Origin of the sequence: Sphingomonas sp. S-NIH.Pt3_0716, from assembly GCF_003950715.1 — a bacterium.
GTDB lineage: Bacteria > Pseudomonadota > Alphaproteobacteria > Sphingomonadales > Sphingomonadaceae > Sphingobium > Sphingobium yanoikuyae_A.
The window spans coordinates 30,996-47,169 of record NZ_QLJK01000037.1 but is presented as its reverse complement, the minus strand read 5'-3'; the positions used below and the strand labels follow the sequence as shown (position 1 = coordinate 47,169).

16 protein-coding genes and 1 pseudogene are annotated in these 16,174 nt (G+C 65.2%); 8 read left to right on the top strand and 9 right to left on the bottom strand.

What is annotated here, in order from left to right:
- Positions 1 to 144: 144 nt before the first annotated feature.
- Together BRX37_RS22595 and BRX37_RS22590 are read right to left on the bottom strand one after the other, a co-directional pair.
- Positions 145 to 318: pseudogene (locus BRX37_RS22595) on the bottom strand (DDE-type integrase/transposase/recombinase); the annotation flags it as partial.
- 453 nt (positions 319 to 771) lie between these two features.
- Positions 772 to 1,218, bottom strand: a complete 447-nt coding sequence (locus BRX37_RS22590; protein ID WP_125989549.1) for a hypothetical protein — start codon at positions 1,216 to 1,218, stop codon at positions 772 to 774.
- A 472-nt stretch (positions 1,219 to 1,690) separates the two neighbouring features.
- Between BRX37_RS22590 and BRX37_RS22585 the strand changes: the two genes are divergently transcribed.
- The gene (locus tag BRX37_RS22585; protein WP_069336893.1) at positions 1,691 to 1,939 is read left to right on the top strand and encodes a hypothetical protein; all 249 of its coding nucleotides are present in this window, start codon (positions 1,691 to 1,693) and stop codon (positions 1,937 to 1,939) included.
- Here BRX37_RS22585 and BRX37_RS22580 read toward each other — a convergent pair.
- Positions 1,936 to 2,427: a helix-turn-helix domain-containing protein gene (locus BRX37_RS22580; protein ID WP_069336894.1), complete on the bottom strand. Its 492-nt coding sequence runs from the start codon at positions 2,425 to 2,427 to the stop codon at positions 1,936 to 1,938. The two genes, BRX37_RS22585 and BRX37_RS22580, sit on opposite strands and share 4 nt — an antisense overlap.
- Positions 2,424 to 3,692, bottom strand: a complete 1,269-nt coding sequence (locus BRX37_RS27140) for a GNAT family N-acetyltransferase (RefSeq protein ID WP_234792244.1) — start codon at positions 3,690 to 3,692, stop codon at positions 2,424 to 2,426. Before BRX37_RS27140 ends, BRX37_RS22580 begins: the two co-directional genes overlap by 4 nt.
- 228 nt (positions 3,693 to 3,920) lie before the next feature.
- Here BRX37_RS27140 and BRX37_RS22570 point away from each other — a divergent pair, with 228 nt between their 5' ends.
- Positions 3,921 to 5,036, top strand: a complete 1,116-nt coding sequence (locus tag BRX37_RS22570; RefSeq protein ID WP_069336895.1) for a LysR family transcriptional regulator — start codon at positions 3,921 to 3,923, stop codon at positions 5,034 to 5,036.
- A gap of 58 nt (positions 5,037 to 5,094) precedes the next feature.
- Here the strand turns inward: BRX37_RS22570 and hcp are convergent, their stop codons facing one another.
- Complete coding sequence (hcp, locus tag BRX37_RS22565; RefSeq protein ID WP_069336896.1) at positions 5,095 to 6,735, bottom strand: hydroxylamine reductase; 1,641 nt, start codon at positions 6,733 to 6,735, stop codon at positions 5,095 to 5,097.
- A gap of 129 nt (positions 6,736 to 6,864) precedes the next feature.
- Here hcp and BRX37_RS22560 point away from each other — a divergent pair, with 129 nt between their 5' ends.
- The 4 genes from BRX37_RS22560 (at position 6,865) to BRX37_RS26905 (ending at position 9,741) form a co-directional block, all read left to right on the top strand.
- Positions 6,865 to 7,311 (top strand): RrF2 family transcriptional regulator, encoded by a 447-nt coding sequence (locus BRX37_RS22560; RefSeq protein ID WP_020820434.1) that lies wholly within the window; start codon positions 6,865 to 6,867, stop codon positions 7,309 to 7,311.
- Between the two features lie 249 nt (positions 7,312 to 7,560).
- The gene (locus BRX37_RS22555; protein ID WP_069336897.1) at positions 7,561 to 8,199 is read left to right on the top strand and encodes an NAD(P)H-dependent oxidoreductase; all 639 of its coding nucleotides are present in this window, start codon (positions 7,561 to 7,563) and stop codon (positions 8,197 to 8,199) included.
- Between the two features lie 157 nt (positions 8,200 to 8,356).
- Positions 8,357 to 9,574, top strand: coding sequence for a L,D-transpeptidase family protein (locus BRX37_RS22550; protein ID WP_069336898.1), 1,218 nt, complete (start codon positions 8,357 to 8,359; stop codon positions 9,572 to 9,574).
- A gap of 8 nt (positions 9,575 to 9,582) precedes the next feature.
- Complete coding sequence (locus BRX37_RS26905) at positions 9,583 to 9,741, top strand: hypothetical protein (protein WP_164522512.1); 159 nt, start codon at positions 9,583 to 9,585, stop codon at positions 9,739 to 9,741.
- On the opposite strand, the gene tnpC is transcribed toward BRX37_RS26905, so the two are convergent.
- Genes tnpC through tnpA form a run of 3 tightly spaced genes read right to left on the bottom strand, consistent with a single transcriptional unit; the run spans position 9,716 to position 12,053 of the window.
- Positions 9,716 to 11,239: an IS66 family transposase gene (gene tnpC / locus BRX37_RS22545; RefSeq protein WP_004209593.1), complete on the bottom strand. Its 1,524-nt coding sequence runs from the start codon at positions 11,237 to 11,239 to the stop codon at positions 9,716 to 9,718. The genes BRX37_RS26905 and tnpC overlap by 26 nt on opposite strands.
- A 32-nt stretch (positions 11,240 to 11,271) precedes the next feature.
- Positions 11,272 to 11,598: an IS66 family insertion sequence element accessory protein TnpB gene (gene tnpB / locus BRX37_RS22540; RefSeq protein ID WP_206434212.1), complete on the bottom strand. Its 327-nt coding sequence runs from the start codon at positions 11,596 to 11,598 to the stop codon at positions 11,272 to 11,274.
- A 26-nt stretch (positions 11,599 to 11,624) separates the two neighbouring features.
- Positions 11,625 to 12,053, bottom strand: a complete 429-nt coding sequence (gene tnpA / locus BRX37_RS22535) for an IS66-like element accessory protein TnpA (RefSeq protein ID WP_279731898.1) — start codon at positions 12,051 to 12,053, stop codon at positions 11,625 to 11,627.
- Here tnpA and BRX37_RS22530 point away from each other — a divergent pair.
- A complete protein-coding gene (locus tag BRX37_RS22530; RefSeq protein ID WP_318276872.1) occupies positions 12,007 to 13,539 on the top strand; it encodes a thymidine phosphorylase in 1,533 nt (510 codons plus the stop codon). The two genes, tnpA and BRX37_RS22530, sit on opposite strands and share 47 nt — an antisense overlap.
- Positions 13,536 to 14,429 carry a ribose-phosphate diphosphokinase gene (locus BRX37_RS22525; RefSeq protein WP_069336900.1) on the top strand — a complete coding sequence of 298 codons (894 nt, stop codon included), beginning with the start codon at positions 13,536 to 13,538 and terminating at the stop codon, positions 14,427 to 14,429. Before BRX37_RS22530 ends, BRX37_RS22525 begins: the two co-directional genes overlap by 4 nt.
- On the opposite strand, the gene BRX37_RS22520 is transcribed toward BRX37_RS22525, so the two are convergent.
- Positions 14,426 to 16,000: an MBL fold metallo-hydrolase gene (locus BRX37_RS22520; RefSeq protein ID WP_201450344.1), complete on the bottom strand. Its 1,575-nt coding sequence runs from the start codon at positions 15,998 to 16,000 to the stop codon at positions 14,426 to 14,428. The genes BRX37_RS22525 and BRX37_RS22520 overlap by 4 nt on opposite strands.
- Positions 16,001 to 16,174 lie beyond the last annotated feature (174 nt).

The following is a 16,174-nucleotide window of genomic DNA, read 5'->3' as shown; positions in this document are numbered from 1 at the left end:
ACACCGACTTCGCGATATCCAGCCCAATCGTGACAATCTCACTCATCGTCCGTCTCCTCGCTCTTCAGCCGAGGCAGTCTGCCTCAGCCGGTGAGCGGGAGCCATCCACTCCATCGTTTAGCGTACCATCCACGCCATGCCCTCATTATCGCTGAGTAGCCGGGGTTTGTGCAGCACCGTGGCGCTGTCGCAACCAGAAGCCGCCAGGGCGAGGTCCAGCGTGTCGGTGACGTCCTCGGCTCGCATGTTGGTGCACAGCTTCCAGGCGATGATGTAGCGCGAGAAGTCGTCGAGCACGGTCGACAGATACATCCAGCCTCAACCCTATCGGATGCGGATCGAGCAGCCTCGATGGTGCGGTCGAGGTCGAAGTCTGTGATCTCTGGGCTATAGTACCACGCATAAACGCCTGGCCCATCTGGCGCATTCGCCAGATCCGCCCAGAGGTGCTTTTGTATCTCGCCAGCCATTCCACCCCGAAGCTCACCCCATTACGCGACCGAGTCGCTGGCGTAAGCTGCAAGATCCGTACGGTTCGCGCGATTCACCTGGCCCCGGCCCATGCGTCTCATAGCGCGTGTGCCGGGATGAACCAAGGCGGACATGCGCGATCGGCTGAGGTTCGCCGACAGCCGGTTTCGCTCGTTGCTTCGAGCAGCCCGATAGTCGGCGAGGCCACATGTCGGAAAGATCAAGCAATGCAGGTCGTTGGCGATAACGGAAATTCGGGTGGCTGCCGCGCCCGCTGGTGGTCGACTGGCTGCTGATAGGCTAGCGCTTGGCGGCCGCGCACCGGGAGTAGGGTGAGGACCGGGTCAGTGCTACCTGGAACGGATCGACACGCCGGCCGGGCGCAAAGTCCGCCTCCAGACGAATGACCCCTCGTCTTTCGCCATCATTGACCGTCATCACGACCGGGCCGAAATCATCGTCGCTCACCGGGAAGGGAAAGAAGACGAGGCTGATGCCGCGGTAATCGGGTCCCAGGTAGCTCAGCGCTTGCTCGACCCGTACCGACTTCACGACGCGGCCGTTAGCGCGGAACGTGAATCCGCTATCGTCGATGGAAAGCCGCGGCTCGGCGGTGCAGTCGCCGCGCGGCGCATAACTTCCGTAGATCGCGTTGAGGCCTTGTCCCTTGAGCCCGTTCAACGGGACTGCCCAAGCCGGCGCCGCGCAGGCCAGCGCTGTCGCGAGTCCGAACGACAGTTTCTTCACGAACGCGCAGCCATGCATGGTCGAAACCTCCTCTGCCGCGATCCGGATGAGCTCGCCTAGCCAATCTCCATCACGCCAGTCTGCCCTTTCTCGACGATGCGGGCAACAATGCCGACGATTTTTGCGGCGGCAGTTTGAGGAAAAAGCCACCCGCCACGGCAGCGAGCTTCGACGAGCTATCGCCCCTCGCTTGGCCGGCACCCATGCCTGTGCTACTGCACGCCCCGCGCTGCAAAGTGCAGCGCCGGGACTGGTAATCCCGCGAAACGCGATGCCCCTCCGGTGGAGAGATCCGCCGGGGTGCCTGTGCATATGTCCAGGTCGCTTGCGGCTAAAAGCGCAGGCGCATGTCGTTTCGCATGTTACCAGCCCCGGCTCCCGCGTCCCACGCGGGGGCATCGGGACCTCCCGACGATCGGCGGAAGACGGTGACAGGCACGGGATGAAGGCAGGGTCAGACACGCACAGACACATGATCGCCGTCGTCCGGCGGCTCGAGGAAGCGCTACGCCTGCTCGACAAGATGGATCGCGGCGACAGTGATAGCGCCGCCTATATCGAACGCGCCGTTCAGCGCGCGAAGCGTGAGCTGCGATCGGGCTCGATCGCTGCGCCCCTTCCCTGGCTTTCGCCCCGGCATTCGCTTCGCGCCAGGTCGTCCGTCGGCCCTCGCGACCGTCCCCGGCGAATGCAGCAGACAGACGGCGCGCAGGAGAGCTAGCGCACGATCGGCGGCGGCGGCCCTTTCGCCGTCAGCCGGCCGATGAAGGTCATGATGCGCCAGCGCCCTTCTCCGCTCAGCCGGATATAGGTCAGCCTGTGGTCCCGTTCGTCACGCTCGCGCTCAAGCAAGCCCAGCTCGATCAGCTTGTGCGCCCAGCGCCGCGCGGTGCTGGACGGGACATTGCTCATCGGCGACAGGCTGCTGATCTGGATCTTCTCTCCCCGCGCATCGGCCGCATAGACGTCGAGCAGGATGTCCCAAGCGGGATCGGAGAAGAGGTGCGCGCCCAGCACCTCCTCGCGCAAGCGGCGCGCCATGAACAGCCAGGCCGCCAGTTCGGCGCCGGGCGGAGGCGTCCCCGGCGTCTGGCTTAGCGCCGTGAAGGCCTCCGGCTGTGGCTCTGCTGCCGGATCGGCCCGACTGTCGCCGCCTTCGTTACCAAAGAACCTGTCTCTCCCATGATGTTTGGAGGCCTCCTCGCTCATGCGGCCGCTCCTCCGGACTGCAATTGGGGATGATCGCTCTCCTCGCGGCGCCGGTTCGGCCGAGGGCCGGGTTGACGCAATGGCGCGCGGCACCTCGAGCGGTCGAGCGGTCCAGGCCGGTCCCACTCGCCTTCCGGGCGGATCAGCACATAAGGATCCTCGCCGATGTCCAACCGCGCATCCTCCGGCGCAAGCGCCGCCTCCAATTCGACATATTCCACATCGGAGAAGACGAAGCTGGGTCGGCCCGGGACAGCCTTGAACCCGAAGAGCCCCCAGAAACGCGTCAGGTCACTGCGCGAGTGACCATAGGCGCGGCCATACCCCTTGCGCCGGCAATAGGTCAGCGCTTCGCGCACCAGCCTGAACGACAGCCGCGACGTGCGAAATTCCTTCCGTACGGCAAGGCGCTCCAATTTGACGAAGTCGGCAAAGTAGCGCACCCGGAGACAACCAGCAGGCTCGCCGTCGATCTCTCCGATGAAATGCGTGGCGCAAAAGTCATTGCCGTCGAATTCCTCATCGGACGGGCACTCCTGCTCCGACATGTAGGTTGCCGCCCGCACCGAGAAGCACTTCATCATGTCCTCCATCGTTCGCGCGACCCGCACCGCAATCTGTCCCGACGCCCTGTCGGCCGGTGTCACCTCGAAGGCGGGGCAGCCCGAGCGCGGCGGCAGCACGAGCAGGTCGGCACCGGCCGCCTCGTAGTGGCTGCGCGCCGGGGCGAAACCCATCCGCGGAAACAGCCGGGCAGTGTGACCTGTCGCTGCCCGCGCGAAGAGCGGGCAGCCCTGGGGGGCGAGCCGGCCCAGCAGGGGAGCGAGCGCGCGGAGCGCGGGAACAAGCGCGTGCGGCGCGAAGATGAGCCAGATGTAGATGGCGCTCGGCTGCTCGCCCGGCCGGCAGACCAGCGACAGGTCGGGATCGCTGGCATTGAACCGCCCTTCCACAAGCGCTTTGGCGCCCTTAGCTGTGAGCGGCAGGAAAGCCAGGAACGCCTGGCAGTCGGGTCGCGCACCCGGAGCCTCGACGAACTGGATGATCTCGCGGTTGTGGGCCAGCGCGCGCGCGACGATCTCGTCGGGGACCAGGCCATGGACATGTTCGCGGGCTATCGCCAAGGCGCGCAACGCCTCCCCGATCCCTGCGGCCCGGCTGGTCGGGAGCTCGCCTGTCCCGGCAACGGCCTTCATCATGCGCACCGTAAAGGCCATGGGACCATAGCCCTCGACAGCTTCTGCTCCGATCGTCTCGTGATACATGGTGTTCCCTTCCGCGTCTGAAGGGTTTCCCAAATATTGGAGGCGCTTCGTCTCGTGGCGATCTCATCGCGCGCCCGGGCGGGAGCATTATGAACACACCCCGCGAGCGATGGCTGGAAGCCTGAGCGCACAAACATCCGTTTCGAAGCGATTAAGTTGTTGCCGCCAGCGACAAATGGAATGAGATAGGACAATCGATAATTGGAGCGGAGGCGGGGTAGGCGATTGATGACGTCACGCAAGAAGCCGATCGACGCTGCATCCCGGACAAGAGCCCTTCCCGCCAATCCCGCCGCACCGCCGGTTCGCTCAGCCGCGCGGCGCAGCGCGACAAGCTTTCAGGACAGGCTGCGCCGCATCGACTGGCAGGACCTGGAGCTGTTCCTCGAAGTCGCGGAAGCCGGCAGCCTGCGCGCCGGAGCGGCGAAGACCGGCCACGCCGTCGGCACGATCCGGCGCAGGCTCGCGCGCATCGAGGACAAGCTCGGCGATATCATCGCGCACCGCGATCCCGCCGGATTGCAGCTCACCTCATCGGGCGATCGGCTCCTGAACGTAGCTCGCGAGATGCGCCGCTCCCGTCAGTTTCTGGAGCAGGAACAAACGGCCTCCGGCACCCGGGACTGCGTGCGCATCGCGGTAACCGAAGGTCTTGGCACATACTGGTTGATGCCGAGGCTGGTCGACTTCCAGAATGCAAACCCCGAAATCGATGTCGTTCTCCACTGCGACATGCAGCGCAGCGACGTGGCCGGCGGGGAGTGCGATATCGCCATTCAGCTCGAGCACCCCAGCGAGGGAAATACGACGATCTGCCGCCGGCTCGGCTGCCTGCACCTCATGCCTTTCGCATCGGAGCGCTATCTCAGCGACGCCGGCATGCCCCGTTCCGTCGATGACTGGCCGCGTCACAGACTTGTCTGGCAGGAGGCCGACCAGGTCGCCTCGCACCTGCTACCCTATTTTCTCGGCACCACCGACATAGACGGGCCTATCGGCATAAGGACCAACAGCAGCTCCGCCCATTTCCGCGCTATCGCCGGCGGCGGCGGCATCGGCATATTGCCGACCTACGCTCGCGCCGTCAGCCGCAGGGTGAAGCCGCTCGACATAAACCTGCAGCTGCGCCGCGAGATCCTATGCGTCATCAACCCGGCGCGCGAAGCCGTCCCGGAAGTGAGGCTGGCGCTCGCCTGGCTGCAGCAATGCTTTTCCGGTGAGCTCTACCCGTGGTTCCGGGACCAGTTCGTCCATCCCAGCGACTTCGAGGACATACTGTCCTCACAGAAGGTCATCAGCCTGTTTGAAGGCTTCATCGATGCGATGAACGCCGACGAGACTTGAATATCTCCGCCAGGATGTCGCCCCCGCATGGTCCGCGATGCGGGGGCGACAGCATTGCTCAGGCTGCCTTCAGCATGCGGTCGAGGTCGCTCGCCACTTCGCCGGTCGGCCGGATGTCGAACTTCTCCACCAGCACTTCGAGAACCTCCGGCGTCAGGAACTGCGGCAAGGTCGGGCCGAGATGGATCTTTCTGATCCCGAGGTGCAGCATCGTCAGCAGGACGGCGGTCGCCTTCTGCTCGAACCAGCTGATGGCGTAGTGGAGCGGCAGGTCGTTGACCCCGCAGCCAAGCGCATTGGCGACCGCTACGGCCACCTGGATCGCCGAATAGGCATCGTTGCACTGACCCATGTCGAGCACACGCGGCACGCCGGCGATGTTGCCCAGCTCTTCGCGGTTGAAGCGGAACTTCCCGCAGCCGAGCGTCAGGATAAGGCTGTCCTGCGGCGTCGCCATGGCGAGGTCGTGGAAATAGTTGCGGCCCGGACGCGCCCCATCGCATCCGCCGATCAGGAAGAGATTCTTCACCTCACCCCGCCCGATCATTCCGAGCAGCGTGTCGGCTACGCCCATGACGGTGTTGCGCGCGAAACCCGCGGTGATCACTTCTTCCGGCGCATCTTCGGCAAAGCCCGGCAGTTCCAGCGCCCGTGCAACCGCCGGCGAGAAGTCATGATCGACAATGTGGCGCACGCCGGCCCAGCCCACCGGCCCCGCGGTGAACAGCCGATCGGCATAGCCGCGAATCTCCGGATTGATGAGGCAGTTCGACGTCATGACGATGGCGCCAGGGAACGCCGCGAAGTCCTTCTGCTGATCCTGCCATGCCCCGCCGTAGTTCCCCGCCAGGTGCGGATAGCGCTTGAGCCCGGGATAGGCGTTCGCCGGCAACATCTCGCCGTGCGTATAGACGTTGACGCCCTTGCCCTCGGTCTGCTGCAGGATCATCTCGAGGTCGCCGAGGTCGTGCCCCGACACCAGAAGCGCCTTGCCCGCTTTCGGGGTCATGCGCACGCTCGAGATCTCCGGATGCCCGAAGCGGCCGGTGTTGGCCGCGTCGAGAAGCTCCATGACCTTCAGGTTGAGCGCGCCGATCGCCAGGGCCTCGCGCAGCAGCGCGTCGACGTCCGTTGGATCGGTGGCGAGAAAGGCGGAGATACGATGGAATTCGGCAACCACCTCGGCTTCTTCAGTGCCGAGAACGCGCGCATGTTCGCTGTATGCCGCCGTGCCCTTGAGCCCGTAGAGGATCAGATCGCGCAGGCCGACGATCGAGGGCCCGTCGCGGTCGACGAAACGCTGGATGCTGGCCATCGGTGCCGCCGCCGAAAGCTCGGCCAGTGTCGCGCCAGGCTCCCACGTCGCGGGCTCAGGCAGGTCTGAGAGGTCAGCGCCGGCAGCCATCGCCGCCGCATGGATTTTTTCCCGCATGCGCAGCGCCGTCGCGATCAGCTTCAGGAAACGCGCTTCGTCGAAATTGACGTTGGTGAGCGTGGTGAACCAGGCATGGGGCGTGAAGGCATCGACTTCGGCGTCGCGGACGCCCTTGTCCGCCGCGCGGGCGGCGACCGCGGACACGCCCTGCATCACGCGCAGCAGCACGTCCTGGAGATCGGCGACAGTGGCGGTCTTGCCGCAGGACCCGACCTTGACCGCGCAGCCACCCTTGTTCGACTGTTCGCATTGAACGCAATACATCGGATACCTCTCGATAAGTGGAATGTACAATTCCGCTTAGACCCGACTCGCAAAGTTGAATTTGATCAGAATCAAAACAGCGACGCGGATAAGATGGCATAACGATGCGGTCCTCAACGGCCATTTCGCATGCAACTGACCCGCCACACCGACTATGCCTTTCGCCTGCTGATCGATCTCGCCGGCCGGGGAGACGAGCGCACGCAGATCGCGCAGGTGGCGCAGGCTCAGGCGATCTCGCGCACACATCTGATGAAGGTCGTCAATCGGCTCGCGCGAGCAGGGATCGTGGAAGCGACGCGCGGCCGCGGCGGCGGGGTCCGCCTCGCGCGCGAGCCCGCCCTCATCAATCTTGGCGAAGTTCTCCGCACGACCGAGCCGCAATGCGCGCTTGTCGAATGTTCGGATTGCCGGCTCCGCCGGCGCTGCGGTCTTCCTGCCGTGCTCGACGAGGCGGGACGGGCCTTCCGCCGCACGCTGGAGAGATACAGCCTTGCGGACATTTTGCCGCAGGCAACGACAGAGCGGGCCGGTCCTGCGAAGTTGACCGGTGAACTCGCCTCACTATCGGCCTGACGAACCGGCTGCGATCCGGTCTTCTTTGGCGATCGTCTTGGAAACTCAACAGCCCCTGGCAGGTTTGAGCGGGTAGCGAGTAATCGTTTTTGCGCTAGCCGATTGCGGAGGAAGGATCGATCTTCAGTTCGAACGCTTGCGGCCCGATCGTCCTACGCGTGTCGTCGAGGAATTGATCCACGCGATGGCAAGGACAACCGCGCGCAATGCCGTGGCAACAGGATGTGAAATTCAGCGAGGAGCGTGACAATGGCCCCACCCGCCGTCGACCACACAATCGTTCTGGCCCATCCGGATCAGGACAGCTTTTGCGCCAGCGTGGCGCGGTGCTGGCTGGAACGTGCGCAGAAGCATCATCAGACCGGCACGGTGCTCGACCTCTATGCGGAAGGCTTCGACCCGATCCTCAAGGCGAACGAACGGCCGGGCAAGCCTGATTATGCCCCGCCCCCCGAGATTCTTGCCGAGTGCGACCGGCTCGCTCGAACCGACGTCCTCGTGCTGGTCTATCCGATGTGGTTCGGCTCCATGCCCGCCATGCTCAAGGGTTATCTCGAGCGGGTGCTCGGCAACGCCGCGCGCTATGTCGGGGACGAGCCCCACGAGCGTCCGCTGAACGGCACACGGCTCGTACAGATCTCGACTTCCTCGACAAGCAGCGCCTGGCTGGCCGAGAAGGGAGTAGAAAGCGCCATGCATACGCTGTTCGACCGATATCTTTCGGACGTTCTCGGCGCCGAGCGCGCCTACAGACTTGCCCTCGACAATATCGTGGACGGCATGTCCGCCGATCGCGGCGCGATGGAACTCGAAAAGGTCCGGCAAACGGCGGACCGCATCTGCGCCGACGCTAACGCGGCGCGCTGGGCGCAGGCACAAAGCCGCTAGCTCGCGCGTCGGCTCTGCACGCCTCGCTAAAATATCGGCGCACGGCGGTGGGCCCTGGTTTCGCGACTTCCCGGCGAGCCCCGTGTTACTCAACCATTGCTCACCCTCGTAACATTCCGCATGGTCTCCTTCGCCCGGTTTCGCACATGGCGGACGCATGAAGCGCACTTTCTCCATACTCCTCCTCCTCCTCCTGATATTTGCCCCCAGCTTCACTTTCGCAGCTTCCGAGCCGCAATGGACGGAGGCGCAGACGGAGCGCCTGATCCATTGGATGAAAGCGGCGGACGCCGAAGGCCTCGGAGCCGCGGCGGTCGGCCTTCCGGCGCTGCAAGCCGCGGTCAACCGTGGCGACGACGCCCGCCGCGATGAACTCGCGACTGCCTCCGCCGTCCGGCTTCTGCAAGCGCACCGCAATGGCTGCTGCAATGCCGCGCTGCGCTCGAACTGGCACATAGCCGAGCCGTCCGCCTGGCCCGATCCTCGCGCCAGCGTGTCCACAGCGCTCGCCCAGGATCGGCTCGACGATCTCTTCCGTACGACACGGCCTTCCCATCCCTTTTACCACGCGCTGTCGCAGGCCTATGCGCAAGAGAGGGACGCCAACCGCCGGGCCATCCTTGCCGCAAATCTCGACCGATGGCGGTGGATGCCGCGGCAACTCGGGGCGCGCTACCTGCTGGTGAACACCGCCGCTTTCGAGGCAAGCCTGTGGGAGGACGGCAAGCTGGCCGGCCGGTGGCGGGTCGTTGTCGGCAAGACGGGGTCGCCGACACCTGTGTTCCAAGCCAGGGTCACCGGCGTCATCTTCAATCCCTGGTGGGAAATCCCCCCGAGCATCGCCGCCGAGGGGATCGCCCGTCTTGTCGCTCACAATCCCGCCGAGGCGGCGCGACGCGGTTATGTGCGCGAGAACGGGCGCTACCGCCAGCGTCCCGGACCCCAGAACGCCTTGGGGCGCATGAAGCTCGTCATGCCCAACAGGTTCAACGTCTATCTTCATGACACCCCTGCCCAGGCGCTGTTCGAAAAGGAGGTCAGGGCCTATAGCCATGGCTGCGTGCGCGTGGGCGATGCCCTCGGACTCGCTGCAACCCTGCTCGGCCCTGGATGGGACCGTGCCAGGGTCGACACAGTCGTGGGCTCCGGCCGCACGCAGAGCGCGATGCTGCCCGCTGCTCTGCCGGTCTATATCACCTATTTCACCGCCGAACCCGATAGCCTTGGCGGCGTGCGCTACTTTCCCGACATCTATCGCCGCGATCGGGGCGCTGCCACACCTGACGCGCAAGGTCGCTGCCCCTTGCAGACGGTACCCGCGAAGCGGCAGATCACGCCGCAGGACTTTGATCGCATGCGGCCCGAAAGGGTTTGAGGCCGGCCATGCTGAAGATCCGACGCCTGGCGATAGACACCCATCCTGAGAATACCGCTTTTCTGCCGCGGCAGGGTAATGGCTACTCGGCCGAACAATTTCAGGCGCTGCGCAAGATCCGCATCACGGTAAGCGGTGTTCTCAGCCCACGGTGGTCCAAGGCATGAGTTCGGCGACGCCGTTCGCAGGATGACCGTTGGCCAGGCTGTTCAGCGTATCGGTCAGCCAGATGTGCGGGTTGATGCCGGAGAGCTTGCAGTTTTCGATGAGCGTGGCGATCACCGCCCAGTTGTCGCCGCCTTCGTCGGAACCGGCGAACAGGGCATTCTTGCGGTTCAGCGCGAGGGGCCGGATAGAGCGTTCGACGGTGTTGCTGTCGAGGTCGATGCGGCCATCCTCGAGGAAGCGTGACAGCCCATCCCAGCGGGTGAGCGCGTAGCGGATCGCTTCGCCGAGCTTGCTCTTGGCGCTGACCTGGCGGATGCGGGCCTCGAGATACTGGCGAAGATCATCGACGATGATGCGGCTGCGGTCATGGCGAACAGCCCGGCGTTGCTCCGCCGATAATCCTCGCGCCTCATCTTCGATGGCATAGAGCAAGGCGACGCGACGCAGCACTTCCGTTGCCACCGGCGAGTTGTCGGCCAGCTCGTAGAACTTGCGCCGGACGTGTGCCCAGCAAAAAGCGAGGCTGATCTGCTGGCGGCGCCTGGCGAGCGCGGCATAGCCGCCATAGCCATCGACCTGCAGGATACCTGCAAAATCACCGAGATGCGCTTCTGCCCGTTCGCCCTTGCGATCGGCTGCATAGACATAGGCGACCATCGGCGGATCATCGCCGCCCCAAGGTCGGTCATCGCGGGCATAGGCCCATAGCTGGCCGGTCTTGGTTCGCCCACGCCCCGGATCGAGCACCGGCGCCGTAGTTTCGTCCGCAAATAGTCGTTCTGATCGTCGCAATCGCTCAAGGATGTGATCGCGCAAGGGGCGCAGATACCAAGCTGCCCGTCCGACCCAGTCTGCCAGGGTGGATCGATCAAGCTGGATGCCTTGCCGGGCGTAGATCTGCGCCTGGCGGTACAGCGGTAGATGATCGGCGTACTTGGCGACCAGCACCTGGGCGATCAGCGCTTCGGTGGGAATGCCGCCCTCGACGATCCGCGCCGGTGCCGGGGCCTGCACAATGGCGCTCTCGCACGAGCGGCAACCGTAGCGCGGGCGGCGGGTGACGAGGACACGGAAGGTCGTGGGCACGACGTCGAGGCGTTCGGCTACATCCTCGCCGATCTGGTGGAGCGCGCCGCCGCAGCACGGACAGGCCTTGTCCTCGACATCGACGACCTGCTCGATCCGTTCGAGATGGGCAGGGAGCGAACCGCGGTTGCTCTTGCGGGGGCGCTCGGCGGGAGTCCGGCTTGCCTTGTCCCTGGCATGCTCGGCTTCAGCCAACGCCGTCTCGACTTCTTCCAGCGCAAGCTCGAACTGATCAGGATCGAACTGCTCTGACCGGCGTCCAAAACGGTGGCGCTGCAGAGCCTCGATGATCGCCTTCAGGCGTTCCACATCAGCCTGGAAAACCTTGAGCGTGTCGAGCTCGCGGGCCTGTTCGAGGACGAGCGCACGCAGCGCTTCAACGTCGTCGGGGAGGTCCGCTTCCATGAGCATGGCAGGCAGTGAATCAGTAGGCGAAGGCCCCGTCAACCGGCAATCTGCGGGACAATGGGACGGCGTCCACCGTGCACTCTGCGCCAGTCCAGACCCTCCAGAAGGGCACCGAGTTGCGCCGAGGTCAGGCGCATCACGCCGTCCTGGATGCCCGGCCACTTGAAGCCACCGGTCTCGAGCTTCTTGGCCATCAGACACAGGCCCGTGCCGTCCCACCAGACCAGCTTGATCCGGTCCGAACGCTTCGCCCGGAACACGTAGATCACGCCCGAATAGGGATCGCCGCCGTACTCGGCTCCGACCAGCGCGGCCAGGGCGTCAGGTCCCTTGCGGAAATCCACCGGGCGCGTCGCGACCATCACGCGCGCGCCAGCCCCAGGTCCTATCATCGCGTCGCCTTGAGCGCTTCGATCACCGCGGCAATCACACCGACGTCGGCACTGCGGCCGATCTTCACTGCCACACCGTCGATCTCCAGCTCGACAGCTGCAGCTGCTGCGCAACGTCGACGGCGGGGACGCCGCGTGGGAGCAGGACCGGACACCGCGCTGGGCTCGATTACGGCAGGCACGAACGCGACCGCTTCCGGCTCTTCCGAAGGCAGGATCCCCCCCTTGGCCTCGAGCTGCTTGCGCAAATCCCGCCGCCACGCGTAAACCTGAGAGGGATCGAGCCCATGCCGGCGAGCCACGGCACTGACCCCGTCCCGGCCCGAATAGCACTCTGCAACAATCGAGGCCTTCACTTCGGGCGGCCACTCTCGCCGCTTGCCCGCGCCCGTAAACACCTCGAACCGCTGCGCGCCCTTGCTCACAGGATCATCACCCGAGATTATCATAGTAGCAGCGCACTCCAGCCCAATCAGGGCGCGGAAACTCGGCGCTACGCTTCAAACGCGCAAGGTGGGGGCAGAACAGCGCTTACGCATCACGGGCGAGAGCGCCGAGATATTGGCGACCCTGGCTCTGGTCGACGAGCCTGCCCTTGTCGAGGCTGGTGAAATCGGCCTCGGCGAGCAGGCCTTTCGCCGCCTTGGATTGCCTGAGGGGGCTGCGGTCTCGATCGAGCAGGCGCCCGTTCCCGCGAGCCTCGAATCGGTCCGGCGCAAGATCGACGGCGACACGCTCGATGAAAGCGAGATCGCCGCCATCATTCGTGATGTCGCCGGCCACCGCTATTCACCGATGGAGATCGGGGCCTTTCTGGTTGCCTGCGCCGGCTTCATGAGCACCGAGGAAACGCTCGCCATGACCCGCGCGATGGCGGCCGTCGGCAACCGGCTCGACTGGCACGCGCCGCTCGTCGTCGACAAGCATTGCATTGGCGGCATTCCCGGGAACCGCACGTCGATGATCGTCGTGCCGATCGTCGCCGCTCATGGCCTCATCATCCCCAAGACCTCCTCGCGCGCGATCACATCCCCTTCCGGCACGGCGGACACGATGGAAGTGCTCGCCAATGTCGATCTGCGCGAAGACGAGCTGCGCGCGATCGTCTCGCGCGAGAAGGCGGTGCTCGCCTGGGGCGGGCGCGTGAACCTCTCTCCCGCGGACGATGTGCTGATCTCGGTCGAACGGCCCTTGCGCATCGACACGTTCGAACAGATGGTCGCGTCGATCTTGTCGAAGAAGCTGGCGGCGGGGTCCACCCATCTCGTGCTCGACATCCCCGTTGGTCCTACCGCCAAGGTCCGCTCGCAAAGTGAAGCGGTACGGCTGCGCAAGCTGTTCGAGCACGTCGCCGACAAGCTGGGGCTCGTCATCGACATCGTGCTGACCGACGGCTCGCAGCCCATCGGCCGGGGCATTGGACCCGTGCTCGAAGCCCGCGACGTAATGGCCGTGTTACGCAACGACGCCGATGCGCCGGAAGATTTGCGCGATCATGCCTTGATGCTGGCGGGGCGTGTCCTCGATTTCGATCCGGCGCTCAAAGGGGGGCGGGGGTTCGCCCGTGCGCTCGAGCTGCTCGCCTCGGGGGCGGCACTGGAGGCCATGGAGCGGCTGATCGCTGCCCAGGGCCGACAGCCCGCGGAATTCAAGCCGGGCGCGCACATCCAGGAAATCTGTGCCCCCCGCGACGGCCGTGTCATCGCGATCGACTGCCACCGGATCGCGCGTATCGCCCGGCTTGCCGGAGCGCCCATGGACAAGGGCGCCGGCATCGACCTCATATGCAAGGTCGGCGCCGAAGTGCGCAAAGGCCAGGCTCTTTATCGGATCCACGCCCAATCGGCGACCGGGCTTGGCTTCGCCCATGACCTGGCAAGGGAAGACGCCGGCTACGAGATTGTGCGATGAACGCGCTCGTACTCGGGTTTTCCGAAAGCCTGGAGGCAGCCGAACGACTTGCCCACGCGCTTGGCATTGAAGCGGCGGCCGTTGAAGTGCGCCGCTTCCCCGATCACGAGGCCCTTGTGCGCGTGCCGGCCGCCGCCCCCGTGGTGATCCTTCACCGTTCGCTCGACGATCCCGACGCCAAGCTCGTCGAACTGCTCCTCGCCGCTTCGGCCGCCCGCGAGCTTGGCGCCCGGCGCGTCGTCCTGGTTGCGCCATATCTCGCCTATATGCGGCAGGACCAGGCGTTCCGCGCCGGCGAGGCGGTGAGCCAGAGAGTTATCGGGGGGCTCCTCGCCAGCCATTTCGACGCTCTGCTCACCGTCGATCCGCACCTGCACCGTATTTCGAGCCTGAGCGACGCGGTGCCGGGCATACCCGCCGTTGCTCTTTCGGCCGCGCCGCTCCTGGCGGAGCTCGTTGGTCGTGACGACAATCCGCTAATCGTCGGCCCCGACAGCGAATCGCTGCAGTGGACCCGGACGATTGCCGAGCCGCTCGATCTCGACATGCTGGTCGGGACGAAGCAGCGGCATGGCGACCGATCCGTATCGCTCGCGCTAGACGGCGCGGAACGCGCCCGAGGGCGCCGGGTCATCCTCGTCGACGACCTTGTCTCGAGCGGTCACACATTGGTCGAGACCGCGAAGCTGCTGCTCTCAGCGGGTGCCGCCCGCGTCGAGGCGATCGTCACTCATTGTCTCGCATCGGACCAGGACCTCGCGCGACTGACGGCAAGCGGGATCGAGCGCCTGGCGAGCAGCGACAGCATTCCTCACCGCACGAATCAGGTGCATCTCGCGCCCCTGCTCGCGGACGCGCTGGAAGCTCGCAACCTGCTTTGCCTGCCCTAGCGTTCTTGTCTTCCCGACGGCTTCGCGCCGGCGGACGCGCGCGCCTTACGTTCCTCGCGTAACGCATTGTAGCTGTCGAGGACGCGGCGCATGTCGTCGAGCGCTTCGCGGCGCGCCCGCGCGCTTTTGATCGAATAGAGGTTGCGCTTCAGGTTGGTGATGAAGTCGGCATAGTCGTTCTGCCAATCCTCGCCCGCCAGCTGGTTGAGATCGACGCGGCCGGTCTCGAGCCGCTTGGCTGGCGCGCCTGGCGGAAGCGCAAACCGCTCGCCCATCTGCGGCGCGATGACGCTGGCGGCCGGGTCGTCGCCCTGTACGAGCGCGCGGAGCCCTTCTACCGCCTGGCCCTCGCCATGCGAAAGGAACAGGCTGCCACCAAGCTTGCCTCTGTCGCGGATCCAGTCGTGCAGCTCGTCGCGGTCCGCATGCGCGGAATAGCTGTCGATGCGGCGGATTTGCGCGCGCACATTCACGTCCTCGCCGGAGATCCGTACTCGTTGCGCGCCGTCCAGAATGACGCGGCCAAGCGTTCCTTCGGCCTGGAAACCGACGAAGAGGACAGTCGACTCCCGCCTGAACAGATTGTGCTTGAGGTGATGGCGGATGCGCCCGGCTTCGCACATGCCCGACGCGGCCAGGATGATCGCCCCCGAAACGGTGTTGAGGCGCATCGATTCCAGGCTGTCCTCGACGTAACGGATGCTCGGATGGCGGAAGATGTCGCGACCGTCGACATCCTCCATCTCGTCGATATGACTCGAGAAGACCTTGATTGCCCGGCTCGCCAACGGCGGGTCGACGAAGATCGGCACGTTCGGGATGCGGTTAGCGTCCGAAAGTCGCGCAAGGTCGAGGAGCAGCTCCTGTGTCCGCTCGAGCGCGAAGCTCGGGATGACGAGGTTGCCGCCGCGCGCGATGGCTTCCTTGACCACCCCTTCGAGCTGCGCGCGGCGCTCGTCGATCGTGAGCTTCTCGCGCGCGCGATTGCCGTATGTGGATTCGCAGACGACGTGATCGAGGCCCTTGGGCGCGGCGGGATCGGCGTGGAACGCCTTGTTGTCGGGCCCGAGATCGCCCGACAAGAGGATATGTGCCCCGCCGGCATAGAGCTCCACCGAGGCTGAGCCGAGAATATGGCCCGCGTTCCAGAGCCTGGCCTTGAACCCGGGGGCGGGTTCGAACCAGTTCCCGAGCGCGACCGGACGAGAAAGCCGCCACGCGCTGATCGCATCTTCTTCGGTGTAGAGAGGTTCGAACAGCGCGTCGCCGGCGCGGTCGCGCCGTCGGTTCCGGCGCTCCGCCTCATATTCCTGGATCCTGCCGGCATCGGCCAGCATGAATTCGAGAAGGTCGCTCGTGGCCTGTGTGCACCAGATCGCACCCTCATAGCCCTGGGCCGCAAGCTTGGGGAGAAGGCCGCAATGATCGATATGCGCATGGGTCAGAATCACCGCGTCGATCCTCCGCGGATCGAACCCGAAGCTGCCGAGGTTGAGCGCCTCGAGACTGCGCGAGCCTTGGAACAGACCGCAATCGACCAGGATCGAGCGGGCGCCTAGCGCGAGCTCCATGCATGAGCCGGTGACAGTGCCTGCCGCACCGTGGAACTTCATCGTGAGCTGATGGGTCACCTGTTTCCCTCTTGATTGATCTTGAGCCAATGCATTCCCGCCCCGAGCGGCGGGCCGAGCTGCAAGGGTCTGATTGTGAAACCCGCGCCTTCCTTCATGAGCAAAGGCGCAGGG